Below are 22,358 nucleotides of genomic sequence, written 5' to 3'. Positions count from 1 at the left end.
TTTGTCGGAACGGACTTGCTGGCTATCCGCCATGGTTGACTCTTCACAAACCCCTGTGGGAACCGCCGGTCCGGCGCCCCGGTTTATCCGCGAATGGCCCTTGAGGCCGCTAGAAGCTTCGCGGATGAATCCGGCTCCCCCAGCCTACAGTTCACTCATACGCAGGTGTCTTGGTGATGGATGGTCAGCGCGGCTGGGAAACCGTGAGGATCTGCCCTGGCTTGAGGGCCTGGCCGGTACGCGGGTTGAGGCGCTTGAGGTGCTGCATTTCAACGTTGAAACGCTTGGCGACAATATAAAGGGAGTCGCCTTTCTGCACCTTGTAGGTCGTGGGGGGCGCTGGCTTCCTGCTGACCGAGGCGCGGACGTTGTCCTCCATCACCAGGGTCTGGCCGACCTTCAGCTTGTGCCCGGACAGCTTGTTCCAACGCTGCAGTTCCTTGACATCGACCTTGTTGGCCTTGGCGATCGACGACAGGCTGTCGCCGTTCCTGACCTTGTAGCGACGGTTCAGGCGAGCCGGGCCATTGCTGGCGACGTTCTCGAAAACCGGCTTCTTCGGCCGCATGCTCACCAGTTCCTCGGGCTTGAGGTTCGACAGGCTGGCGGTCAGCAACTGCGCCTTGGAACTCGGCACCAGCAGGTGCTGCGGCCCGTCGAGGGTCGCCTTCTGCTTGTAGGCCGGGTTCAGCTGGATCATTTCGTCCTCGTCGATCTCGGCCAGTGCCGCGACCCGGGAAAGGTCCAACGGCTGGTTGACCTCGACGCTGGCGAAGTAGGGTTCGTTGGCGATCGGGTTGAGGTTCACGCCATAGGCTTCCGGCGACATCACCACCTGGGACAGGGCCAGCAGCTTGGGCACGTAGTCACGGGTTTCCTGGGGCAGCGGCAGGTTCCAGTAGTCGGTGGGCAGGCCGAGCTTTTCGTTACGCTCGATGGCCCGGCTGACCGTGCCTTCGCCGGCATTGTAGGCGGCCATGGCCAGCAGCCAGTCACCGTTGAACATGTCGTGCAGGCGGGTCAGGTAGTTCAGCGCCGCGATGGTCGAGGCGGTGATATCGCGGCGCCCATCATAGAAACGGTCCTGGCGCAGGTTGAAGTTGCGCCCGGTGGAGGGAATGAACTGCCAGAGGCCGACCGCATCGGCTCGGGAATAGGCCATCGGGTTGTAGGCACTCTCGATGACCGGCAGCAGCGCCAGCTCCAGCGGCATGTTGCGTTCTTCGAGACGTTCGACGATGTAATGGATATAGAGTGTGCCGCGTTCGCTGGCGTTTTCCAGGAACGACGGGTTGCTGGCGAACCACAGCCGCTGCTGCTCGATGCGTGGGTTCACGCCCAGGCCGTCCTGCAGCTTGAAGCCCTGGCGCATGCGCTCCCAGACATCCTGTGGCGGCGTCGGGTTGGCTTTCTCGCCGGCCCATATCGGTTTCTGCTTGAGCCGGACGTTGAGATTCGGCGTCGGTTCGTTGCCGTTGTCCGAGGGATGATGAAAGCCCTGGCAACCCGCCAAAGTGGCGGACACAGCCACGGCGACCGCCTGAGCCAATCGCGTCAATGTGCCTGAATTGATGGGTTTGCGGTTAGGTGACGACATTGGCTGGAAGTTAGTTCCGGGCAAAAATGTCGGGCGATTCTAGAAAGCGCTCAGGGTCCGGTCAACTATCGAGCCTGCCCGAACCGCCCACCGCCGTGCCTCAGAACTGGTCTTTCCAGGCCCGCAGGGCAGCAAAAACCTCACTCGGCGACCGGTTGTCGCGGCCGTTCCGTTCGTCCGCTTTTTCTTTAACAGATGTTTCGCCGACCCGCAGGAATGGGTTGGTGCGCAGTTCCAGGGCCAGGTTCGACGGCAGGCTGATCCGCCCTTCGGCACGCCACTGGCCGACCTGTTCCAGTCGCGCGGCGATATCCGGATTTTGCGGCTCGACGGCCTGGGCGAAGCGCAGGTTGCCCAGGGTATATTCATGGGTACAGTGCACCGCGGTGTTGGCCGGCAGGGCCGCCAGCCGGCTCAGGGACGCGTGCATCTGCTCGGCCGTGCCCTCGAACAGTCGTCCACAGCCGGCGGCGAACAGCGTGTCGCCGCAGAACAGCAGCGGCGTTTCCTCATTCGCCTGATAGAAGGCGATATGCCCCAGGGTGTGGCCGGGCACGGCCAGCACCTGGAATGGCCGATCGAGTACGCTGATCCGGTCGTTGTCCTGCAGCGCCACGTCCCGGCCCGGGATGTTCTCGTGGGCCGGGCCGAGCACGCGGGCACCGGTGGCCTGCTTCAGGCGTTCGATACCGCCGACATGGTCATGGTGGTGGTGAGTGATCAGGATGTCGTCCAGTCGCCAGCCCGGATGCGCTTCCAGCCAGGCCAGCACCGGTGCCGCGTCACCCGGGTCGACCACCGAGCAGCGCCGTTGCGCATCGTCGCGCAGCAGCCAGATATAGTTGTCGGTGAAGGCGGGCAGTGCATCGATCTGTATCATGTTGGAGGTCGCCAAGCGGAAAACATTGGCGCATCTTAGAGGCTGGTATGGCTCATGGCGAGTTGGAGCAGACAATGACCGATAAAGCGTTCGCTCAGGCCGATCCTGACTGGCTGGCACTGGTCAGCGCGGCCCGTGACTGGTTGTCCGGGCCGCTGGGGCGACTGCTGCTCGATGAAGAGCGGCGCATGCTCGACGAGGAACTCGGGCGTTACTTCGGCGGTTACCTGGTCCATTACGGGCCATCGGCCGAGAACCCGCCGCAAGCGCAGCAGGTGCGCCGCAACGTGCGCCTGGGGGCGCCGTTGCCGGGTGTGGAGATCGTTTGCGACGAACGGGCGTGGCCGCTGAGCGAGCACGCGGCGGATGTCGTGGTGCTGCAGCATGGCCTGGATTTCTGCCTGTCGCCCCATGGCCTGCTGCGCGAAGCGGCGGCCAGCGTGCGCCCCGGCGGGCACCTGCTGATCGTCGGGATCAACCCCTGGAGCGCCTGGGGGCTGCGGCATGTGTTCGCCCACGATGCCCTGCGCCAGGCCCGCTGCATTTCGCCCTCGCGGGTCGCCGACTGGCTCAACCTGCTGGGCTTCGCGCTGGAGAAACGTCGCTTCGGGTGCTATCGTCCGCCGCTGGCTTCACCTGCCTGGCAGGCGCGGCTGGCGGGCTGGGAACGTGTCGCCGGTCGCTGGCAACTGGCCGGTGGCGGCTTCTATCTATTGGTAGCCCGCAAGATCATGATCGGCCTGCGGCCGGTCCAGCAGGTCCGACGCGAACCGGTCGGCAAACTGGTGCCGCTGCCGCTGGCCAAGGTCAACCGGCGGCCCAGCGAGCCCTGATACCGCGGGCCTTCACCTGCAACCCGGGCAGTTTTCTTTCGCGGGCCGGCCTTGCCGGTCCGGGCGCCATCGGCCAGTCGCCGATGGCCCACAGGGCATTTTTCGATGGAAAGGTTGTAATGAGCGATACCGTTGAACTCTTCACCGATGGCGCCTGCAAGGGCAACCCCGGCCCGGGCGGCTGGGGCGCACTGCTGGTCTTCAAGGGAGTAGAGAAAGAACTCTGGGGCGGCGAGGCCAATACCACCAACAACCGCATGGAACTGCTGGGCGCGATTCGTGGGCTGGAAGAGCTCAAGCGGCCGTGTGAAGTGCTGTTGGTGACCGACTCCCAGTACGTGATGAAAGGCATCACCGAGTGGATGACCAACTGGAAGAAGCGCGGCTGGAAAACCGCGGCCAAGGAGCCGGTGAAAAATGCCGACCTGTGGCAGCAGCTCGACGAGCAGGTCAGCCGCCACAACGTGAAATGGAAATGGGTACGCGGGCACGTCGGCCACCCGGGCAACGAACGCGCCGACCAACTGGCCAACCGCGGTGTGGATGAAGTGCGAGGAGTCAAGCATGCGTAGTGTGGTACTCGATACCGAAACCACCGGTATGCCGGTGACCGACGGCCACCGGATCATCGAGATCGGTTGCGTCGAGATCATCGGCCGCCGCCTGACCGGGCGGCATTTCCACGTCTATCTGCAACCGGACCGCGAAAGCGACGAGGGGGCGATCGGCGTCCACGGTATCACCGACCAGTTCCTGATCGGCAAGCCGCGCTTTGCCGAGGTGGCCGACGAGTTCTTCGAGTTCATCAAGGGCTCGCAACTGATCATCCACAACGCGGCGTTCGACGTTGGCTTCATCAACAACGAGTTCGCCCTGCTGGGGCAGCACGACCGCGCCGATATCAGCCAGCATTGCAGCATTCTCGACACCCTGCTGATGGCCCGGGAGCGCCATCCGGGACAGCGCAACAGCCTCGATGCCTTGTGCAAGCGCTACGGCGTCGACAACTCCGGCCGTGAACTGCACGGCGCCTTGCTCGACTCGGAGATTCTCGCCGACGTCTACCTGACCATGACCGGTGGCCAGACCAGCCTGTCCCTGGCCGGCAACAGCGGCGACGGTGCCGAAGGTGGAGCTGGCCAGGCCAGTGAAATCCGTCGGCTGTCGGCCGAGCGCAAGCCGGGCCGGATCATCCGTGCCAGCGAGAGCGAACTGGCCGAGCACCAGGCGCGCCTGGAGATCATTGCCAAGTCCGCCGGCGCACCGGCGCTCTGGACACAACTGGCGGAAGCTGCAGCGCAGTAGGGGTTGTTTGTTACAAGAGATCTCCTTTCTCCTGTTTCAACTTCACATGTAGGACAAACAGCTTCTACCCTGAAGGAACAGACGGGCGGTGTCCCGTCGCTTCAGGATTGAAAAACCCATGTACAAGGATTTGAAGTTTCCGATCCTGATCGTGCACCGCGACATCAAGGCGGACACGGTCGCCGGGGATCGGGTACGGGGAATCGCCAAAGAGCTCGAACAGGACGGTTTCAGCGTTTTCTGCGCTGTCGATTACGCCGAGGGCCGCCTGGTCGCCTCGACCCATCATGGCCTGGCCTGCCTGCTGATCGCCGCCGAGGGCGCCGGGGAAAACACCCACCTGCTGCAGAACATGGTCGAGTTGATCCGCCTGGCGCGGGTCCGCGCTCCCGACCTGCCGATCTTCGCCCTGGGCGAGCAGGTCACCCTGGAAAATGCGCCGGCCGATGCCATGAGCGAGCTCAACCAGCTGCGCGGCATTCTCTACCTGTTCGAAGACACCGTACCGTTTCTGTCCCGGCAAGTCGCCCGGGCGGCGCGCAACTACCTGGATGGCCTGCTGCCACCGTTTTTCCGGGCGCTGGTGCAGCACACCGCCGATTCCAACTATTCCTGGCATACGCCCGGCCACGGCGGGGGTGTGGCCTACCGCAAGAGTCCGGTGGGGCAGGCGTTTCACCAGTTCTTCGGGGAGAACACCCTGCGTTCCGACCTGTCGGTCTCCGTGCCGGAGCTGGGTTCGCTGCTGGACCATACCGGCCCGCTGGCCGAGGCCGAAGCCCGTGCCGCACGCAACTTCGGTGCCGACCACACGTTCTTCGTGATCAATGGCACCTCCACCGCGAACAAGATCGTCTGGCATTCGATGGTCGGGCGGGATGACCTGGTGCTGGTGGACCGCAACTGCCACAAGTCGGTGCTGCATTCGATCATCATGACCGGCGCGATTCCGCTGTACCTGTGTCCGGAGCGCAATGAGCTGGGGATCATCGGTCCGATTCCCCTGAGCGAATTCAGCCACGAGTCGATCCAGGCAAAGATCGACGCCAGCCCGCTCACCCGTGGGCGCCTACCCCGGGTGAAGCTGGCGGTGGTGACCAACTCGACCTACGACGGCCTCTGCTACAACGCCGAACTGATCAAGCAGAGCCTGGGCAGCAGCGTCGAGGTCCTGCATTTCGACGAAGCCTGGTATGCCTATGCGGCTTTCCATGAATTCTTTGCCGGGCGCTATGGCATGGGCACCACGCGCACTGCGGACAGCCCGCTGGTGTTCACCACCCACTCGACCCACAAGCTGCTCGCGGCCTTCAGCCAGGCCTCGATGATCCATGTCCAGGATGGCGGGGCGCGACAGCTGGACCGCGACCGTTTCAACGAAGCGTTCATGATGCACATCTCCACTTCGCCGCAATACAGCATCATCGCTTCCCTGGACGTGGCCTCGGCCATGATGGAAGGGCCGGCGGGACGCTCGCTGCTCCAGGAAATGTTCGATGAAGCGCTGAGTTTTCGCCGCGCCCTGGCCAATCTGCGCCAGCACATTGCCGCCGATGACTGGTGGTTCAGCATCTGGCAGGCGCCGCGGGTGGAAGGCATCGACAGGGTCGAGACCGCCGACTGGCTGCTCGAACCGCAGGCCGACTGGCATGGTTTCGGTGACGTTGCCGAGGACTATGTGCTGCTCGATCCGATCAAGGTCACCCTGGTGATGCCGGGGCTCACCGCCGGCGGTGCCCTGGGCGAGCATGGCATTCCGGCGGCGGTGGTCAGCAAGTTTCTCTGGGAGCGCGGGCTGGTGGTGGAGAAGACCGGTCTCTATTCGTTCCTGGTGCTGTTCTCGATGGGGATCACCAAGGGCAAATGGAGCACGCTGCTTACGGAGTTGCTGGAGTTCAAGCGCAACTACGACGCCAATGTCAGCCTGGCCAGTTGCCTGCCCTCGGTGGCCCGGCAGGGGCCGCAACGTTACCAGGGCATGGGCCTGCGCGAGCTGTGCGACCAACTGCATGGCTGTTATCGCAGCAATGCCACGGCCAGGCATCTCAAGCGCATGTACACGGTACTGCCCGAGGTCGCCATGAAACCCGCCGATGCCTATGATCGGCTGGTACGTGGCGAGGTCGAGGCGGTGTCGATCGATGCGTTGCAGGGGCGGGTCGCGGCGGTCATGCTGGTACCCTATCCGCCGGGTATTCCGCTGATCATGCCGGGCGAGCGTTTTACCGAGGCGACCCGTTCGATCATCGACTACCTGGCCTTTGCCCGGGCGTTCGACAGCGGTTTCCCCGGTTTCGTCGCGGATGTGCACGGCCTGCAACATGAAGACAACGGTGATGGCCGCTGCTATACCGTCGATTGCATCAAGGAATGAGGACAGGACAGTTCGCCCTATGCATTTAGTCATGAACCCGAAAGACCCTGAAGTCTCGGTCCGGGTGGCCGGCGAGGGCTTCTCCGAGTACATCTGGGGCAGCGATTTCAGCTTCGAGGTCAGGGCCTATGGCCGCGCCGAGATGGGCCGCAAGGTCGAGCAGTGGCCCCTGAGCACCGTGGCTCCCTACCGCAAGTGCTATGGCATCGATCCCGAGGAATTCGCCAGCTATCGCGGCAAGGCGGACAGTGCGATCTTCATGGCCTACCTCGATGGCCGGCCTGCCGGACATGTGGTGGTCAGCACCAACTGGAACGGCTTTGCCCATGTCGACGAACTGGCGGTGGATGCCCGTGCGCGGCGTCACGGCGTGGCCAGGGCCCTGCTCGACGAGGTGCGCTTCTGGAGCCAGAGGAAGAACCTGTCGGGGGTGATGCTGGAGACGCAGAACAACAACCTGGGCGCCTGTCGCCTGTACGAGCGTTGCGGCTACGTGCTGGGTGGGATGGACCACCTGCGTTACCGCGGGATCGACGCCCAGACCCGCGAAGTGGCGCTGTTCTGGTACCTGCTGTTCGCGCCGCAGATCTGACGGTCAGGTCGGCGCCAGCATGGCCGCGGCCTTTTCGCCGATGATTTCCAGCAGGGCCTTCTGCGCGGGTGATGGCTCGCGCTCCTCGAGGGTCAGGGCATACAGGGTGATGGGGATGGCCGGCGATAGCGGGCAGACATCCAGCCCGCCATCCCTGGCCCCCACCGCCGTGAACGGGTCGACGATCGCCAGGCCTTCGCCGGCTTCGACCATGCTGCGCATCATCTGGTAGGTCTGTACCCGCGTCTGCACCTGGGGGGCGGGCGCAGCCCCTGCAGCTTGCTGTCGAGCAGCAGGCTGAGGGTGTCCTGCTGTTCCAGGCCGATCATCGATTGACCCGCCAGATCCTGCAGGGAGATGTACTTCTGCCTGGGTTGCAACCAGCCGTGGGGGGCGAGCAGTTGCAGCTTGCCCTGGGCCAGCGCCTCGCAGCGGATCTGCGGATGTTCGGGATCGTGCAGGCTCAGGCCCAGTTCGATCTCGCGCAACAGCAGGCTGCGGACGATGTCGCGGGTGTGCTGGCTGGCCAGGGTGCAAGGGGTGTCGTGAAAGCGTCGGCGCAGGGCGGCGATGCCTTGCGGCAGCAGATGCTGGGCGAGCGTCGGGGTGCAGGTCACCCGCAGGGGCGGCGCCTGGTGCTGGCGCAACTCCGCGGCCAGGCGCCGCAACGGTTCCAGTTCCCGGTACAGGTGGCTGATCTGCGGTTGCAGCTCGCGGGTTTCACGCGTCGCCTGCATCCGCCCGCGCACCGTGGCGAACAACAGGAAGCCCAGTTGCTGCTCGGCCTCCTGCAGGGTGGCACTGAGCGTGGACGCCGGCAGTTGCAGCAACTCGGCGGCGGGGCCGAGGTTGCCGGTCTGCAGGATGGCCTGGATTGCTTCGATATGGCGTAGACGCATGCTTGAAGTCCATGTCCCGCACGGAGGAGGTCAGTGGACTGATCCTACCCCAAGTTGGCCTGCAAGACTGCAGGTCACCGTGCGTTCAGCCATGCGCCATCAAGGGGTGGGAAGGGTATCGGGCTCGCGAATCAGGGTGATGCCCGACTGGACCAGCAGGAACTCGTTGTCGTCGAGTTTATTGACCCGATCGCCAATGGCCAGTTTGTAGGTGGTGACGGGCTCCGTGCCGGCCAGGCCTCCCTCCGAAGGCATGGATTCCTGGAACTCATGCACGGAGTACACGCGTCCTTCCGCGTCCCGTGCATGAAATTGTCCGACGAGTACTGCAGCCATCTGTATTGAACCTCTGGAAATTAACTGCCGATTTGCGGTTCTGTAGACCTTGCCCGGCTCCGGGAAGTTTTGTCCCGGGAAAAAAATAGTCGGCCGATCCTGCCGGTTACAGCGTTGGCAAGGGGCCATATCCTGCGTTGTGCTGGGAAAAAATCTGACATTGGTTGCGGCTGATCATCTATACCTAAAGCTCCCTTGTCCCACGTATCAGGAGTGCCCATGAGTAATGTCCATACCGTCGCTGTGCTGGTTGGCAGCCTGAGAAAAGAGTCGATCAACCGCAAGGTGGCCCTGGCCCTGGCCGAGTTGGCACCGGCCAATCTGAAGCTGAGGATTGTCGAGATCGGCGACCTTCCGCTGTATAACGAGGATATCGATGGCACGCCGCCGGCGGCCTATACCACTTTCCGCGAGCAGGTTGCCGCGGCCGATGCGGTGTTGTTCGTGACCCCGGAGTACAACCGTTCGGTGCCCGCCCCGCTGAAGAATGCCATCGACGTCGGTTCGCGGCCCTACGGCAAAAGCGCCTGGAGCGGCAAGCCGGGGGCGGTGATCAGCGTATCGCCGGGGGCGATTGGCGGCTTCGGCGCCAACCACCATTTGCGCCAGTCGCTGGTGTTTCTCAACGTGCCTTGCATGCAGCAGCCGGAGGCCTATTTCGGCGGGGCGGGCAGTGCGTTCGATGAGACGGGCAAGTTGTCGGAGCAGAGCAGGCCGTTCCTGCAGGGCTTCATCAATGCCTATGGGCAGTGGGTGGAGCAGCACCAGAAGGCCTGATGGCTCCAGGGCCCTTTCGCGGATAAATCGGAGCGCCGGATCGCCGGCTCCCGCGGGGTATTGGGGGGAGCGCAAACCTGGTGAACGCCACAAGTCCCGATGGGGCCAGCGAAGGCGGTCTTGAATGCGCCAGAAGCTTCGCGGGCAACCGAGCGTCGGCCGGCCGGGTGTACCCCTCTGGGTGTCGGCGGTCCGGTTCATCCGCGAAGCGTCTAGCGATTCAGGCCATTACTGGAAATCAGCAGCCCTGTGGCATCTCCCCGTTCGCCAACCGCTGGTTGATCTGTGCAATCACGTGCGGCAACTCGTTGATGGTGTCGATCAGGTAGTGCGGGCGGGAGCCTTCGAACAGACCGTGGATGCGCTGGCGCTCGGCCGCCAGGCTGGCGCTATCCAGTGTCCGGTAGGCCTCGTAGTCCAGTCCCAGGGCGTTGCCGGAGCAGACCAGGGCCACCGTCCACATACCCGCGCGGCGGCCTTCGAGAATGCCCGGAACCGTATCGTCCACCTTCACGCAAGCGGCGACGTCATCGATGCCCAGGGCAATCACGTTCGCCAATGCCTGGGCCGGCCAGGGGCGGCCGTTGGGCACTTCATCGGTGGCCACCACATGGTCGGCCACATAGCCCTTGCTGGCCGCCAGCTCGACCACCTTGGCCATTACCTGGGCCGGGTAGCCGGAACACGAACCGATCTTCAGCCCCTGTCGGCGCAGTTCGGCGATGGTCTCGAGTGCGCCGGGAATCAGCGCCGAATGCTCGGCGATCTTTTCGATCTGCAAGGGCATGAAGCGCTGGTAGATCTGCGTCACATCCACATCCCTGGGCGTGCGGCCGAACACCTTGCGGTAGCGCTCGGCGATCTGTGGCTGGTTGCACAGGGTGCGGATGTGATCCCACTTGCCCATGCCCATCGGCCCGCGCGCCTCGTCGATGGAGACCCGCACGTCGAACTCGGCGAAGGCTTCGACGAAGATCTGGGTGGGGGCGAACGAGCCGAAGTCGACGACGGTGCCGGCCCAGTCGAGGATGGCCGCTTGCAGCCGGGTTGGTCGGGTGTAGTTCATGGTGGTTGCCTCAAGCACGGAAGTGGCTGTTCAGGGTGGGCGTGGCAACGCCCGGCACGCGCAAGGTTGCCACGCCCATCTCGCGCAGGGCCTCGCCGATGGCCTGGACCGCGGCCTGCAGGTGGTGGCGGGTGATGTCGCCAATGCAGCCGACGCGGAAGGTGTCGACCTCGGTCAGCTTGCCCGGATAAAGGATGAAGCCCTTGGCCTTGACCCGCTCATAAAGCGCCTTGAACTCATAGTGCGGGTCCTGTGGTGCATGCACGGTGACGATGATCGGCGCCTGGATCGCCTCCGGCAGGAAGCTGCTCAGGCCGAGCTTGCCGAGTTCCTCGAGCAGCACCTGGCAGTTGTCGGCATAGCGTCGCAGACGCGCCGGCTGGCCGCCCTGCTCGGCATATTGCTGCAAGGCCTCATGCAGGGCGGCGACCACATGGGTCGGCGGCGTGAAGCGCCACTGGCCGGTGCGTGCCAGGTAGGTCTGCTGGTCATGCAGATCCAGCGCCAGCGAATGCGAGTTGCCACCGGCCTCGGCCAGGCTGGCCTTGTGGGCCAATACGAAGCCCATGCCCGGCACGCCTTCCAGGCATTTGCCGGAGGCGGCGATCAGGGCATCGAACGGCACCAGCCGGGCGTCGATGGGCAAGGCGCCGAAGGAACTCATGGCGTCGATGATCAGGCGTTTGGCATGGCGGGCGACGACCTCGGCGATCGGCTCCAGCGGGTTGAGGATGCCGGTGCCGGTTTCGCAGTGGATCAGCGCGACATGGGTGATCGCCGGGTCGGCGAGCAGTCGCTGTTCGACCTCGGCCGCGTCGCTCGGCTGGTCCTCGGCGCTTTCGAGGGTGCAGAAGGCCCGGCCCAGCACCGAGCAGATGCTCGCCAGGCGCTTGCCGTAGGCGCCATTGACCAGCACCAGCACTTTGCCGTCGCGGGGCACCAGGGTACCGATGGCGGCCTCCACGGCAAAGGTCCCGCTGCCCTGCAACGGCACGCAGTGATGGCTGTCGGCAGCGTTGACAATGGCCAGCAGGCGTTCGCAGACGCTGGCGGTCAGCCGGTTGAAGCGCTCGTCCCACGAGCCCCAGTCCAGCAACAGCGCCTGGCGGGTACGGGCCGAGGTGGTGAGCGGGCCGGGAGTCAGCAGGAGGGGGGCGGTACTCATGGGGATTTCCTTGCAGCGCTGATCATTGACGGGATACTCGGCATACGTTGCGGTTTGCCTTGTCATCAATCAAATTGTTTGTTGTTATGCGAGCTATCAGTGAGGCCGATAACAATGAACCTGTTCCAACTCCGTGCATTCGATGCCGTGGCCCGCGAGGGCAGTTTTACCCGTGCCGCCGCCCGGCTGTTCATCAGCCAGCCGGCGGTCACCGGGCATATCAAGGCTCTGGAGGAGCATTACCAGGTCACGTTGCTGCGCCGGACGGCACGGCGGGTGGAGTTGACGGAGCAGGGCACCCGGCTGGCGGCGATCACCCGGGCAATGTTCGGCCTGGCCGAAGAGGCGCGGGTCATGCTCGAAGCCAACCGCCAGTTGCTGACCGGGCGCCTGGAGGTCGCGGCGGATGGGCCGCACCTGGTGATGCCGATGCTCGCCCGGCTGCGCGAGCGTTATCCGGGGGTCACCGTCAACCTGCGGCTGGGCAATGCCCAGGAAACCCTGGCGGCGTTGCTCGCCGAACATGCTGACGTCGCGGTGCTGACCGAAGTCGAGCCGCGCAAGGGGCTGCATCTTCAGGCCTTGAACGAATCGCGGATCTGTGTGCTGGTGCCGGCCGGTCATCCCTGGCAGGACGAACCCGAGGGTATCGCGCTGCAACGCCTGGACCAGATGATCATGGTGCTGCGTGAACCTTCGTCGATCACCCGGCGGACCTTCGACCAGGCGTGTGGCCTGGCCGGGGTGCATCCGCGGGTGCTGCTGGAGCTGGACAGTCGTGAAGCGGTGACCGAAGCGGTGGCCGCCGACCTGGGGCTGGGGATCGTTTCCTCGCTGGAGGTCAGCCACGACCCGAGGGTCAGGGCCGTGCCGCTGATCGGCGACGGCCTGCGCAACCGGCACATGATCGGTTGCCTGGAGCGGCGTACCGAGTTGCGCCTGATCCAGGCGTTTCTCGGGCTGCTGGCGTGATCCCCGGTTAGGCTCTTCAGTCCGGTGCCGAGGGCCTGATCAGCCATTCGTAGACGCTGTTCAGTTCTGCCCCACAACTGCCGGAGAGGCTGTTCAGGCTTGCCTGGAGAAACGCCCGGCGCTGCGCGGGGCTCCAGTGCTGGCGCAGGTATTCGTGCACGGCCAGGCACTGGCCGGGGTAGAGCAGCCAGAGCTGTTCCGGCGTGTCGGCCAGTTCCAGTGCCAGCCGATGTCGCTGGCAAGGGCTCAGCATGGCCATGCCGCGGGCATCGCTGCTGCCTTCGAGCAGGATGTCTTCGCGGTTCAGGCGTGCCAGTTCCCCGAGCCCGGGCCGCGGCATGCGCACGATGTACCAGACGCTGTTGCCCAGGCAGGTGCCGGGCTGCCGTGGCTGTTCGTAGAGGTAGATTTCCCCGGGCATTTCGTCCTCCCTCCGCGGTTCGGGCGGCGCCTGGAGTTTCGGCTGCCGATCGCTCAGGAAACCGCAGATCACCAACTGTTCGGGGTCGTGGTCGACACACCCGATCAGCACCTGGCTGCCTACCGTCGGGGCCCTGCCTTCGGCGACCCCGAGAGGAATCCAGCAGCCGGGAGCGGCGTCCGGCGCGTGCAGGGCATCCTGCAACTGCACATGCAGCCGTCCCTGGGCATCGGGCCGGGCCGACTGTCCCGCGGGGCCGAGGACGGTTCCCAACTGGTAGCCCCGTGGTTGCAGGCGGGGCTGGCGCAGAGGCGGGCGGAAGGGAGTGGCCCAGGGGATGGCCCGGAAGTGGTTGCGATAGCCAGGGGCGGGCAGGCCTGCGTCGTGTGGCAGGGTCTGGGACAGCTCGTCCGACAGCTCGCCGTCGACGTGTTGTTCACCCCAGTGCCGGACTTCGGTGATCAGCCACTGGTCGTTGAATGCCTGGCGGGGATGGTTGCCCAGATGGCGCACATCGGCGCTGTGCAGCTCGCCCAAGTCGCTGCAGCCCTGGATCAGTCGGCTGTCACAGCGCAGGCGTTCCAGGGCGCGACGGCTGCATTGCCGTTCGTGGCGCTGCCGTGGATCGCCGGGCGTCGAGTGCAGGCCGTAGGGCCCGGCCTGGTTGGCTGCGCCATGAGGGTCCGATGGCCCGTGGCAGACCGGGGACGGCCAGGGCGAGCAGCCGCTCCCGGGCGATCGCCGGCTGTCGAGCGGACGAGGCATCGCATGCCGCTCATGCAACCGGTGGACCGCCGGCTGGCCATTGAACGGCGTTTCGCTGTAGCGCAGCAGGCCTGGCCGTTCGGGGAAGGCCTGGGGATCCTCGGCGAAGACCACGACATGCTGCCGGGGGCTGTGCTCGAAGTGATAGTGGATACCTTCTTCCTCGCAGAGCCGGTTCAGCCACTGCAGGTCATCCTGCTCATGCTGCTGGCAGTACGGGCGGGGCGGGTAGGTCCCCTGGCCGAGTTCGAGGCGATAGTCGACGGGTTTCAGGCCATGGCTGTCGAGCAGTCGCTCGAGGATCTCGGGGACACTCAGGTCATGGAACACCCGACGCCTGGCGCTGTTTTCGAGCAACGCCAGGCGTGGCCCCAGCACCACCTGGTAGTGGCAGCGGCTGGCGCCGAGGTAGCAACTGCCGATTTCATGGATCAGCCCATGGACACCTGCCCCTGGCTGGCCGAAACCGAGGAACGCCGGTTGATGCAGCAAGGTCTGCAGGTCCCGCTCGGGGTCATCGCCCAGCAGCTCGATGTCGAAGCGATAGGGCTGGTTCAGGGCCTCGTGCCCACTGAAGCGAATCACCTGCAGGGGGGCGGGAAGGGAAGCGATTTCCAGTGAGATCTGTCGTGCCTTGTCCTGAGCCATTTCATCTCTTTTTGTCGGGGACGTTGTGGCAGAGGGTACGAAATGACGGAGATATCGGGACCCAGCAAAACAGCTTTTGGGAAATTGCCTACGATCATCTGCGCAGAGTCGTAGCGATTGTCAGGTTTTGGTCGATCCGTGACTTTTTGCCGTATAAACTGCGCGCAAAGCGTCGGCCAATAAATGTCACGACGCCACTGATCGAGAGAGTGAGTAATGGGCGCACAGTGGAAGGTTAAACACAAAGAGGCGGCAGCCAACGCCAAGGGCAAGCTGTTCGGCAAGCTGGTCAAGGAAATCACCATCGCTGCGCGCAATGGTGCGGACGTTGCCACCAACGCGCACCTGCGCCTGGTGGTCGAGCAGGCGAAGAAGGCCTCGATGCCTCGCGACACCCTGGAGCGCGCCATCAAGAAAGGTTCCGGCCAACTGGGCGAAACCGTGCAGTACCACCGTGTGACCTATGAAGGGTTTGCTCCGCACCAGGTGCCGCTGATCGTCGAGTGCGTCACCGACAACGTCAACCGCACCGTGGCGGAAATCCGTGTGGCGTTCCGCAAGGGCCAGTTGGGTGCTTCCGGTTCGGTGTCCTGGGATTTCAACCACGTCGGCCTGATCGAGGCTTCGCCGGACAGCCCGGACGCCGATCCGGAAGTGGCGGCCATCGAAGCCGGCGCCCAGGATTTCGAGCCGGGTGAAGACGGCGCGACCCTGTTCATCACCGAGACCACCGACCTCGACGCGGTGCAGAAGGCCTTGCCGGAGCAGGGTTTCACCGTGCTGTCGGCGAAGCTGGGCTACCAGCCGAAGAACCCGGTCAGCGGCCTGAGCGACGAGCAGATGGCTGAAGTCGAAGCCTTCCTCGAAGGCCTGGATAACCATGACGACGTGCAGGACATGTTCGTCGGCCTGGCGGGCTGATTCCTGTTGCGGCCCGTTCGCGGATAAATCCTGCTCCCACCCTGTATCGCGGTGACCACAAATCTTGTGGACGCCGCAAAGCTTGTGGGAGCAGGATTTATCCGCGACAGGGGCCCGCACTACTTAGAGCTGCGCGCAAATCTCTTCGAAACCCGGTCGCGCCAAGACATCCGGCTGAATGCAACGCTCTTGCAGACCCTGCAGTGATTCCAACACTCCAGATTCGAAATCCCCGTCGACCCGTTCCAGCAATTCCCCCAGCAGAATCCCGAACGCCCGCACCTCGATCCGCTGCAACGCACGGCTTTCCAGGCTATCGGTCGGCGAATGGAACGACGCTGCGCCAAAATCCCCCAGCAGGCAATCGCCGTCGCTGTTGTAGAGGATGTTGTGTCCATACAGGTCGCCATGGCACAGCCCCAGGCGATGCAGGTGTGCACCCACCGAGGCGATGCCGCGCGCCATGCGCAGCGCCTGCGCGGGACTGAAGCGGGTGTCGTCGCGATACACGTCGCGGCTGCATGAGTCGAGGCTGGGCAGGGCGGCGAGGTTGGCGAACCGTGGATCGATCAGTTCCATCACCAGCCCGGCCTGCTCATCGGGATGACCGCTGATGCGGCCTTCGACCCGGATCAGGTTGGGGTGCAGGCCGGCGGCGATACAGGCGTTCATTTCATTCAGGGGCGAGCCGTCGCTGGTCATGCTGCCCTTGTACAGCTTGACCGCCACGGCCTTGGCCGCAGCCGAAGGACGGTTCCACAGGGCCTGGCTGATCACCCCGGAGGCGCCTTCGCCCAGCCGCTGTTCGAGCTGCAGTTGCGCCCAGTCGATATTCGGCGTGGTATCACCGGCCAGTACCTCGCCGGTGTGGTCGAGGCGCGGATTGCCGGCATAGGCGATCCAGGCCAGGCTCGGCAGGGTCAGCAGCCATGGCGGCAACTCGTCCAGCTGGTTGGCGGCGATCCGGATCAGTTCCAGGTTGTGGCAGTCGGCCAGGGTGGCCGGCAGTTGTCGCAGCCGGTTGCCGGCGAGCATGAGCTTCTGCAACCGAGGGCGGCGTCCCAGCTCGTCGGGCAGTTCGGCGATGCGGTTGTCGGTCAGGATCAGCCAGCGCAGCAACGGCGGCAACGCCGCTGCCGGCACGTGTTCGATCCGGTTGGCCTTGAACGCGACCATGCTCAGTTGGGCGCATTGGCCCAGGCAACCGGGCAGTTCGGTGAACAGGTTGTCGGAACAGAACAGGATACGCAGGTGCGGCAGGCGATGCAGGTCGTCCGGCAGGCTGCTCAGGCGGTTGCCGCTCAGGTTGAGAATTTCCAGGGAGTCGGCCAGTTGGAAGATCTCCCGGGGAAACTCGGTCAGCCCGCAGGACAGGTCGAGTCGCCGGATACCGGCCAATTGGCCGGCGCGCAGTTGATCAAGGGTGTGCATGAGCGGGCGTTCCGTACGGGTCACGATCATCGAAAAAGGCCGCCATCATAGCCGTCCGGGCGCGACCTTGCTCGTTGTCGCGCTCAGGGGCCGACCTCCACCAGTTGCCCCAGTCGGCTGCGGGTGCGCGCCAGGTCGATGGCGTTGCCACCCAGGCTGTCGCGCAGGGGCCCGGCGCCGATCAGTTGCAGGCGCTTGTCCTGGTCGTAGAGCACGTCGATCAGGTTGATGAAGCGTTGCTGGCTGGCGATCGGGCAGTCTTCCAGGCTGGGCAGTTCGTCGATGATCCAGTTGTCGAAACGTCGGCACAGTTCCAGATAGTCCATCACCGCTGTCGGCTCTTCGCACAGGTCGGCAAACTCGAAGCGCACGCAGCGGTCGTGGGTCTGGCGCACCTTGAGTTGCCGCGCACCGACCGTCAGCGGGCTGGCCGGCACACCCCGTTCCGGCAAGCACAAAGCCTGGCGCTGCTCGGCGCTGCCGGGCCAGATGTACTGGCCATGGGTGAACTGCTGCTGCGTGTGGCTGCGCGACTGGCTGCGATAGTCGTGGGGGCCGCCAACCTCCATCACCTCCATGCGTGCGTTGATGAGGTCGATGACCGGCTTGAACCGCGCGTGATAGAGCGGATTGGGCAGCAGCCCCTCGGGCGGGTAGTTGGACGTCACCACCAGCAGCACCTGGCGTTGGAACAGGGCCTTGAACAGCCGGGTGATCAGCATGGCGTCGCCGATGTCATGGACATGGAACTCGTCGAAGCACAGCAGCCGGCAGTCGACGAGCAGCTCATCCAGGGTGGCGCCCAGGGCATCCGGGCTTTCGCGATGGCTGAACATGCCCTGGTGCAGGCGGGCGAAGAAATCATGGAAGTGCAGCCGCTGTTTCTCGGCGACCGGCACCGCCTGGAAGAAACCGTCCAGCAGCCAACTCTTGCCCCGGCCGACGGCACCGTGCAGGTACAGGCTGCGCAACTGCGAGGGGGCCCCCTGTAGCAGGGTCGTGGCCTGTTGCGCCATGCGTTCGATAACCCGCTGCTGGCTATGGCTCAGGGTATAGCCCTGGTGGCTGGCCTTGCGCCGGAAGTATTCATGGACATCGTGGTGTGGCTTGGCAACGCCAGCCTTGCCCGACGCCGTCTTGCCGAAGAGACGGCGCAGTGCCGGCCAGCGTGATTTGCTGCCTGGGCGGTGAGGGGGTGTGGCGGCCAACGGAGAAAGTCCCCTTGCGTGAAGATTCCGAGCGTTGCGGTGCTGGTCTCCCGGGCAACGCTACAACTTGGGTGGTGCAGTGCCATGTTGCCGGGGACTGCCGCGATTCTACCAATAGAAAATGAGGCGGCCAGCAATCTCTAAAGGGAATGGCTGCCGGGGCGACGAATGCCCTGTGCCGGCGGGCGCGGAAAAACGGTGCCGGCATATGACTGTCTCGTTTGTTCTGCACGTTACGCGGTGAACGCGGGGCCCGGCACGGTGTTGCCCGCAACGGCATCCTCGACCTGCCGGGACGGCATCGGCGGGCCCCGACGATTCTAGCGTTCGATGCTGCGGTTCCAGCGGGCGTTCCACTCCGGACGCAGCAGGTTGACCTGATCCCAGTCGATCGCCACGGCGGTTTCCAGGTATTGCTTCATCGCCTCGACCTGGCCACGGGTGCGCTCGCTGGTCGGGGTGTTGGGGTTGGACGGGATCTGGTCGCCATCCTCCAGCGCCGCCGCCTGGGCCTCGGGCGTCAGCAGGAACTCGGCGAGTTTCTGCGCCAGCTCCGGCTGGTTGTTGTTGGCAATCGCACATTCGGCGACGTTCAGCACCACCGCGCCTTCCTTGGGCTGCGCGTACTCCACCGGGATGCCCTTGAGCTTGAGCGCGGTGACCTGGGTCGGCGTCAGCGGGAACAGCGCGGCCTCGTCGGTCTGGACCATCTCCGACAGCTTGGCCGAGCTGGGAATGTACTCCAGCACGTTGCGGCCCACGCTCGTCGGCCAGGCCTTGAAGCCCGGGTCGACATTGGTCTCGTTGCCGCCCTGGAGCCGGTTGAACATCAGGAAACCGTGCAGGCCGAACGTCGAGGAGGACATCGACTGGAACACCAGCTTGTCCTTGTATCTGCTGTCGGCCATGTCCATCCACGAGGTGGGGGCGGCCCAGCCCTTTGCCTTGAACAGGCGGGTGTTGTAGGCCAGCCCCGTCACGCCCAGGCTGACCGCCACCGCTTCGTCCTTGATCCGGCCCTTGGCCGGAATCTGCGCCAGGGTCGGGTTGTCCTGCAGCTTGCTGCACAGGCCCATGGAGATCGCCCGGTACATGATCCCGTCATCGAGAAAGATCACGTGCAGTTGCGGGTTGTCCTTGCTCGCCTGGACCTTGGCGAGGATGTCGGCGGAGGTGCCGGGCACGATCACCACCTTGACGTTGTTGGCCTTTTCGAAGGGCGGCAGTACCTTGTCGGCGTACAGCCGTTCCATGGTCCCGCCGTTCATGCCCAGGTACAGCGTCGGCTCCGCCTGGGCCGGCGTGGCCAGGAGCAGGGCGGCGAGCGGCAGGCAGGACAAACCGATCAGGGCATTGCGTGGGGCATTGTTCATGGCGCGATCTTCCTCTGGGTTCTGACGGCCCGCTCAAGCGGCGGGAATGGCGTGGAAACGGTGGATGGAAAAGGCCTCGATCGGCGTCGAGGACTGGCCCTGGCAGACCAGTTCGGCGAGCACTTCGCCCACCGCCGGGCCGATCTGGAAGCCCGCCCCGGCAAAACCGAAGGCGTGCAGCAGACCGGGCTGGGTCGAACTCGGGCCGATCACCGGCTGGCGATCGGGCAGGTAGCCCTCGGTGCCGCTCCAGGTGCGGATCGCCTGGGCACCTTCGAGAAACGGGTAGAGTTCGACGGCCTGGCGGAGTATTTCCAGTACCGCCTGCTGGCCCGGTCGGGCCCGGGCGCTGTCGAGGGCAAAACCCTGGCCGCCGCCCAGCACGCAGTTGCCGCGGCTGACCTGGCGGGCATAGATGCCGCCACCCTCGACGCCGGTGCTGGCATCCATCACCAGCGGCAACGGTTCGGTCACCAGCATGGCCGGGTGGCCGGCGTGAATCGGCACCGCCTCGCCAAACTGCGCGGCGAGGCTGCCGGCCCAGGCGCCGGCGCAGTTGAGCAGCCAGGCGCAGCGGATTTCCTGGCCATGGCCGGTGTGCAGGATAAAGCGCCGGCCATCGTGTTCGACCCGGCTGACATCGCTCTGCTCCAGCACGGTCGCCCCGAGCTGGCGTGCGGCCCGGGCGAAGGCCGGCGACACCAGGCGCGGGTTGGCGTGACCGTCGTCGGGGCAGAACGAGGCGCCCTCGGCGATCTGCCCGACCCAGGGAAAACGCCGATGCAGTTGCGCACGATCGAGTATCTGCAGGTCGAGGCCGAAACCCTGGCTGCTGTCGGCGTAGGCCTGCAGGGCGGCCAGGTCGGCCGTGCTGCGGGCCAGCTTGAGATGGCCGGAGCGCTGGTATTCGCCATCGATGCCGATCAGTTCGGGCAGGCGGCTCCAGATCTCGTGGGCGCGCTGGGACAAGGGCAACTGCGACAGCGGCCGGCCCTGGCGACGTACCCCGCCATAGTTCACGCCGCTGGAATGACTGCCGCAGAAATCCCGCTCCAGCAGTGCCACGCTGCGCCCCTGGCGCCTGAGCGCCAGCGCTGCCGAGGAACCGACGATACCACCGCCCAGGATGGCCACCTCGACTTCGATCATGGCGCCACCTCCAGCCCGAACGGCAGTGGCTTGATCGGTGCCTGGGCCCGCAGACGGCCGATGGCCTCCAGGGGCCGGCCGCTCTCGCAGGCAATGATCTCCGCCGCCGCCGCACCGCAGATGCGGCCCTGGCAGCGGCCCATGCCGACCCGGCAGTGGGCCTTGACCCGGTTGATCTCCCAATGCCCTTCGCGAACCACCGTGCGCACTTCGCCGACCCGCACTTCCTCGCAGCGGCAGAGCATCAGCTCGTCCGGCGCCTGGCGGGCCCAGTGTTCGGGAAAGGGGAAGGCGTTCTCCAGGCCCCTGCGGAACTGGCCGATACGTTCCAGGCGGTTTTCCAGGTCGGCAGTACGGTCGTGGTCGACGCTGTACCCCAGGTCTTCCAGCAGTGCCAGGGCGGCGCGTTCGCCGGCGATTTCCGCGGCGTCGGCGCCCATGATGCCGGCACCGTCGCCAGCCAGGTAGATCCCGGCCACGCTGCTGCGCCCGGCGCGATCGCGCTCCGGCAGCCAACTGCGGTTCAAGGGGTTCCAACTGAACCGGCACCCCAGCAGGTCGGCCAGTTGGGTTTCGCTGCGCAGGCCATGGGCGAACGCCACGGCGTCGCAGTCGAGGGTGTGCGACTGCTCGCCCTGGCGCCAGCTGAGCCCGCCTACCCGCTGTTCGCCATCGATCCGTTGCAGTTGCGCGGCCTGGTGCACGGCAATGCCGTGGGCGCTCAGCCAGCCCCGGTAGTACAGGCCCTTGGCGAGGGTCAGCGGTTGCCTGAGCAGCCCCGGCAGGGCCTGGCATTGAGCGGCGAAGGGTGAGCTGTCGAGCACCGCGACGACCTTCGCCCCGGCCTTGGCGTATTGATAGGCCACCAGGTAGAGCAGGGGGCCGCTGCCGGCGAAGACCACCCGTTCGCCGATGGCGCAGCCCTGGAATTTCAGGGCGATCTGCGCCGCGCCCAGGCTGTAGACGCCCGGCAAGGTCCAGCCGGGTACCGGCAGCACGCGGTCGGTGGCACCGGTGGCAACGATCACCGCCGCGTATTCGAGGTGTTCGGCGCGGCCTTGGTGCAGTGTGTCGAGACCGCCGTGTTCGGCGTTCCACACCAGGGTGTCGGGGCGATAGTCGAGCTGTTCGCGCAGCTCATCGAGGGCCTGGTGGATGGCTTCGGCCTTGCCGGTCTCGAAGCCATACAGTTGTGCGGGCGAACGGCGGAAGTTTTCCGGCTGGCGCCGGTAGATCTGCCCGCCACCCCGTGGCGATTCATCCAGCAGGATCGGCCGCAGGCCATGTTCGACCAGGGTCTGGGCGGCGCGAATCCCGGCCGGACCGGCACCGACGATCAGCACGGGCTTCATGCTTTCGACCTCCCTTCGCGATTCACCTGTTGCCCGGCTTCGAGCATCGTCGAGCAGGCGCGTACCCGGCGCCCGTCGGCCAGCCGGACCCAGCAATCCTGGCAGGCGCCCATCAGGCAGAAGCCGGCGCGGGGTTCTGCGCCGAAGTCGCTGTGGCGCAGGTGCTCGCCGGCGGTGAGCAGCGCGGTCAGCAGGGTATCGCCCTGCAGGCCGCGGGCCGGCTGGCCGTCGAGGGTGAAGTCCAGGGCCGGGCGTTGTGCCTCGGCCAGTCGTTTCAGCAGCGCCATAGCGGCC

20 protein-coding genes and 1 pseudogene are annotated in these 22,358 nt (G+C 65.2%); 8 read left to right on the top strand and 13 right to left on the bottom strand.

The window, feature by feature from the left end; translation table 11 throughout:
• Positions 1 to 184 precede the first annotated feature (184 nt).
• Positions 185 to 1,597 (bottom strand): LysM peptidoglycan-binding domain-containing protein, encoded by a 1,413-nt coding sequence (locus tag ACM62G_RS02165; protein WP_273825055.1) that lies wholly within the window; start codon positions 1,595 to 1,597, stop codon positions 185 to 187.
• Positions 1,598 to 1,697: 100 nt separating this feature from the next.
• A complete protein-coding gene (gene gloB, locus ACM62G_RS02160; RefSeq protein WP_054057889.1) occupies positions 1,698 to 2,477 on the bottom strand; it encodes a hydroxyacylglutathione hydrolase in 780 nt (259 codons plus the stop codon).
• Between the two features lie 74 nt (positions 2,478 to 2,551).
• On the opposite strand from gloB, the gene ACM62G_RS02155 reads away from it, so the two are divergent.
• The 5 genes from ACM62G_RS02155 to ACM62G_RS02135 all read left to right on the top strand — a co-directional run bounded on the left by ACM62G_RS02155 (position 2,552) and on the right by ACM62G_RS02135 (position 7,581).
• Entirely contained in the window at positions 2,552 to 3,310 is a 759-nt protein-coding gene (locus ACM62G_RS02155; RefSeq protein WP_419736613.1) for a class I SAM-dependent methyltransferase, read from the top strand.
• A 119-nt stretch (positions 3,311 to 3,429) separates the two neighbouring features.
• Positions 3,430 to 3,882, top strand: coding sequence for a ribonuclease HI (gene rnhA, locus ACM62G_RS02150; RefSeq protein ID WP_273825050.1), 453 nt, complete (start codon positions 3,430 to 3,432; stop codon positions 3,880 to 3,882).
• On the top strand, positions 3,875 to 4,615 hold the full coding sequence (dnaQ, locus tag ACM62G_RS02145; RefSeq protein ID WP_054057390.1) for a DNA polymerase III subunit epsilon: 741 nt from the start codon (positions 3,875 to 3,877) through the stop codon (positions 4,613 to 4,615). Before rnhA ends, dnaQ begins: the two co-directional genes overlap by 8 nt.
• Before the next feature lie 118 nt (positions 4,616 to 4,733).
• Positions 4,734 to 6,989: an arginine/lysine/ornithine decarboxylase gene (locus ACM62G_RS02140; protein ID WP_273825048.1), complete on the top strand. Its 2,256-nt coding sequence runs from the start codon at positions 4,734 to 4,736 to the stop codon at positions 6,987 to 6,989.
• Between the two features lie 19 nt (positions 6,990 to 7,008).
• Entirely contained in the window at positions 7,009 to 7,581 is a 573-nt protein-coding gene (locus tag ACM62G_RS02135) for a GNAT family N-acetyltransferase (protein ID WP_419736612.1), read from the top strand.
• Positions 7,582 to 7,584: 3 nt separating this feature from the next.
• Here the strand turns inward: ACM62G_RS02135 and ACM62G_RS02130 are convergent.
• Positions 7,585 to 8,480: pseudogene (locus ACM62G_RS02130) on the bottom strand (LysR family transcriptional regulator).
• 99 nt (positions 8,481 to 8,579) lie between these two features.
• Entirely contained in the window at positions 8,580 to 8,816 is a 237-nt protein-coding gene (locus ACM62G_RS02125; RefSeq protein WP_054057394.1) for a hypothetical protein, read from the bottom strand.
• A 219-nt stretch (positions 8,817 to 9,035) separates the two neighbouring features.
• On the opposite strand from ACM62G_RS02125, the gene ACM62G_RS02120 reads away from it, so the two are divergent.
• Positions 9,036 to 9,593: an NADPH-dependent FMN reductase gene (locus ACM62G_RS02120; protein WP_054057395.1), complete on the top strand. Its 558-nt coding sequence runs from the start codon at positions 9,036 to 9,038 to the stop codon at positions 9,591 to 9,593.
• Positions 9,594 to 9,831: 238 nt separating this feature from the next.
• Here ACM62G_RS02120 and phnX read toward each other — a convergent pair whose 3' ends face one another.
• Positions 9,832 to 10,659 (bottom strand): phosphonoacetaldehyde hydrolase, encoded by an 828-nt coding sequence (gene phnX / locus ACM62G_RS02115; RefSeq protein WP_419736611.1) that lies wholly within the window; start codon positions 10,657 to 10,659, stop codon positions 9,832 to 9,834.
• Positions 10,660 to 10,669: 10 nt separating this feature from the next.
• Positions 10,670 to 11,824 (bottom strand): 2-aminoethylphosphonate--pyruvate transaminase, encoded by a 1,155-nt coding sequence (locus tag ACM62G_RS02110; protein WP_273825040.1) that lies wholly within the window; start codon positions 11,822 to 11,824, stop codon positions 10,670 to 10,672.
• 114 nt (positions 11,825 to 11,938) lie between these two features.
• Here ACM62G_RS02110 and ACM62G_RS02105 point away from each other — a divergent pair, with 114 nt between their 5' ends.
• Positions 11,939 to 12,796, top strand: coding sequence for a LysR substrate-binding domain-containing protein (locus ACM62G_RS02105; protein ID WP_273825038.1), 858 nt, complete (start codon positions 11,939 to 11,941; stop codon positions 12,794 to 12,796).
• Between the two features lie 16 nt (positions 12,797 to 12,812).
• Here the strand turns inward: ACM62G_RS02105 and ACM62G_RS02100 are convergent, their stop codons facing one another.
• Positions 12,813 to 14,630 (bottom strand): type VI secretion system Vgr family protein, encoded by a 1,818-nt coding sequence (locus tag ACM62G_RS02100; protein WP_419736610.1) that lies wholly within the window; start codon positions 14,628 to 14,630, stop codon positions 12,813 to 12,815.
• A 216-nt stretch (positions 14,631 to 14,846) separates the two neighbouring features.
• Between ACM62G_RS02100 and ACM62G_RS02095 the strand changes: the two genes are divergently transcribed.
• Positions 14,847 to 15,551, top strand: coding sequence for a YebC/PmpR family DNA-binding transcriptional regulator (locus ACM62G_RS02095; protein ID WP_054057399.1), 705 nt, complete (start codon positions 14,847 to 14,849; stop codon positions 15,549 to 15,551).
• A 123-nt stretch (positions 15,552 to 15,674) separates the two neighbouring features.
• On the opposite strand, the gene ACM62G_RS02090 is transcribed toward ACM62G_RS02095, so the two are convergent.
• The 6 genes from ACM62G_RS02090 to ACM62G_RS02065 form a co-directional block, all read right to left on the bottom strand.
• Positions 15,675 to 16,982, bottom strand: coding sequence for a leucine-rich repeat-containing protein kinase family protein (locus tag ACM62G_RS02090; protein WP_054063946.1), 1,308 nt, complete (start codon positions 16,980 to 16,982; stop codon positions 15,675 to 15,677).
• 83 nt (positions 16,983 to 17,065) lie between these two features.
• On the bottom strand, positions 17,066 to 18,190 hold the full coding sequence (gene zapE / locus ACM62G_RS02085) for a cell division protein ZapE (protein WP_419736609.1): 1,125 nt from the start codon (positions 18,188 to 18,190) through the stop codon (positions 17,066 to 17,068).
• Between the two features lie 320 nt (positions 18,191 to 18,510).
• Positions 18,511 to 19,563: an ABC transporter substrate-binding protein gene (locus ACM62G_RS02080; RefSeq protein ID WP_273825030.1), complete on the bottom strand. Its 1,053-nt coding sequence runs from the start codon at positions 19,561 to 19,563 to the stop codon at positions 18,511 to 18,513.
• Between the two features lie 33 nt (positions 19,564 to 19,596).
• Complete coding sequence (locus tag ACM62G_RS02075; protein ID WP_273825028.1) at positions 19,597 to 20,712, bottom strand: NAD(P)/FAD-dependent oxidoreductase; 1,116 nt, start codon at positions 20,710 to 20,712, stop codon at positions 19,597 to 19,599.
• The gene (locus ACM62G_RS02070; RefSeq protein WP_273825027.1) at positions 20,709 to 22,064 is read right to left on the bottom strand and encodes an NAD(P)/FAD-dependent oxidoreductase; all 1,356 of its coding nucleotides are present in this window, start codon (positions 22,062 to 22,064) and stop codon (positions 20,709 to 20,711) included. Before ACM62G_RS02070 ends, ACM62G_RS02075 begins: the two co-directional genes overlap by 4 nt.
• Positions 22,061 to 22,351: a (2Fe-2S)-binding protein gene (locus ACM62G_RS02065; RefSeq protein WP_273825025.1), complete on the bottom strand. Its 291-nt coding sequence runs from the start codon at positions 22,349 to 22,351 to the stop codon at positions 22,061 to 22,063. Before ACM62G_RS02065 ends, ACM62G_RS02070 begins: the two co-directional genes overlap by 4 nt.
• Positions 22,352 to 22,358 lie beyond the last annotated feature (7 nt).

The organism is Pseudomonas sp. COR18, from assembly GCF_048568395.1.
In the GTDB taxonomy this organism is placed as follows: Bacteria; Pseudomonadota; Gammaproteobacteria; order Pseudomonadales; family Pseudomonadaceae; genus Aquipseudomonas; species Aquipseudomonas fuscovaginae_B.
The sequence above is the reverse complement of the archived record's forward strand: the minus strand, read 5'-3'. Positions and strand labels throughout refer to the sequence as shown.

Bases quoted from the DNA above. Each gene is read 5' to 3' on its own strand.
- ACM62G_RS02065 (WP_273825025.1), bottom strand. From the start codon at position 22,351: ATGGCGCTGCTGAAACGACTGGCCGAGGCACAACGCCCGGCCCTGGAC.
- ACM62G_RS02100 (WP_419736610.1), bottom strand. From the start codon at position 14,630: ATGGCTCAGGACAAGGCACGACAGATCTCACTGGAAATCGCTTCCCTT.
- phnX (WP_419736611.1), bottom strand. From the start codon at position 10,659: ATGAACTACACCCGACCAACCCGGCTGCAAGCGGCCATCCTCGACTGG.
- gloB (WP_054057889.1), bottom strand. From the start codon at position 2,477: ATGATACAGATCGATGCACTGCCCGCCTTCACCGACAACTATATCTGG.
- ACM62G_RS02125 (WP_054057394.1), bottom strand. From the start codon at position 8,816: ATGGCTGCAGTACTCGTCGGACAATTTCATGCACGGGACGCGGAAGGA.
- ACM62G_RS02070 (WP_273825027.1), bottom strand. From the start codon at position 22,064: ATGAAGCCCGTGCTGATCGTCGGTGCCGGTCCGGCCGGGATTCGCGCC.
- ACM62G_RS02135 (WP_419736612.1), top strand. From the start codon at position 7,009: ATGCATTTAGTCATGAACCCGAAAGACCCTGAAGTCTCGGTCCGGGTG.
- ACM62G_RS02090 (WP_054063946.1), bottom strand. From the start codon at position 16,982: ATGCACACCCTTGATCAACTGCGCGCCGGCCAATTGGCCGGTATCCGG.
- ACM62G_RS02165 (WP_273825055.1), bottom strand. From the start codon at position 1,597: ATGTCGTCACCTAACCGCAAACCCATCAATTCAGGCACATTGACGCGA.
- ACM62G_RS02075 (WP_273825028.1), bottom strand. From the start codon at position 20,712: ATGATCGAAGTCGAGGTGGCCATCCTGGGCGGTGGTATCGTCGGTTCC.
- rnhA (WP_273825050.1), top strand. From the start codon at position 3,430: ATGAGCGATACCGTTGAACTCTTCACCGATGGCGCCTGCAAGGGCAAC.
- ACM62G_RS02120 (WP_054057395.1), top strand. From the start codon at position 9,036: ATGAGTAATGTCCATACCGTCGCTGTGCTGGTTGGCAGCCTGAGAAAA.
- ACM62G_RS02110 (WP_273825040.1), bottom strand. From the start codon at position 11,824: ATGAGTACCGCCCCCCTCCTGCTGACTCCCGGCCCGCTCACCACCTCG.
- ACM62G_RS02095 (WP_054057399.1), top strand. From the start codon at position 14,847: ATGGGCGCACAGTGGAAGGTTAAACACAAAGAGGCGGCAGCCAACGCC.
- ACM62G_RS02105 (WP_273825038.1), top strand. From the start codon at position 11,939: ATGAACCTGTTCCAACTCCGTGCATTCGATGCCGTGGCCCGCGAGGGC.
- ACM62G_RS02080 (WP_273825030.1), bottom strand. From the start codon at position 19,563: ATGAACAATGCCCCACGCAATGCCCTGATCGGTTTGTCCTGCCTGCCG.
- ACM62G_RS02140 (WP_273825048.1), top strand. From the start codon at position 4,734: ATGTACAAGGATTTGAAGTTTCCGATCCTGATCGTGCACCGCGACATC.
- dnaQ (WP_054057390.1), top strand. From the start codon at position 3,875: ATGCGTAGTGTGGTACTCGATACCGAAACCACCGGTATGCCGGTGACC.
- ACM62G_RS02155 (WP_419736613.1), top strand. From the start codon at position 2,552: ATGACCGATAAAGCGTTCGCTCAGGCCGATCCTGACTGGCTGGCACTG.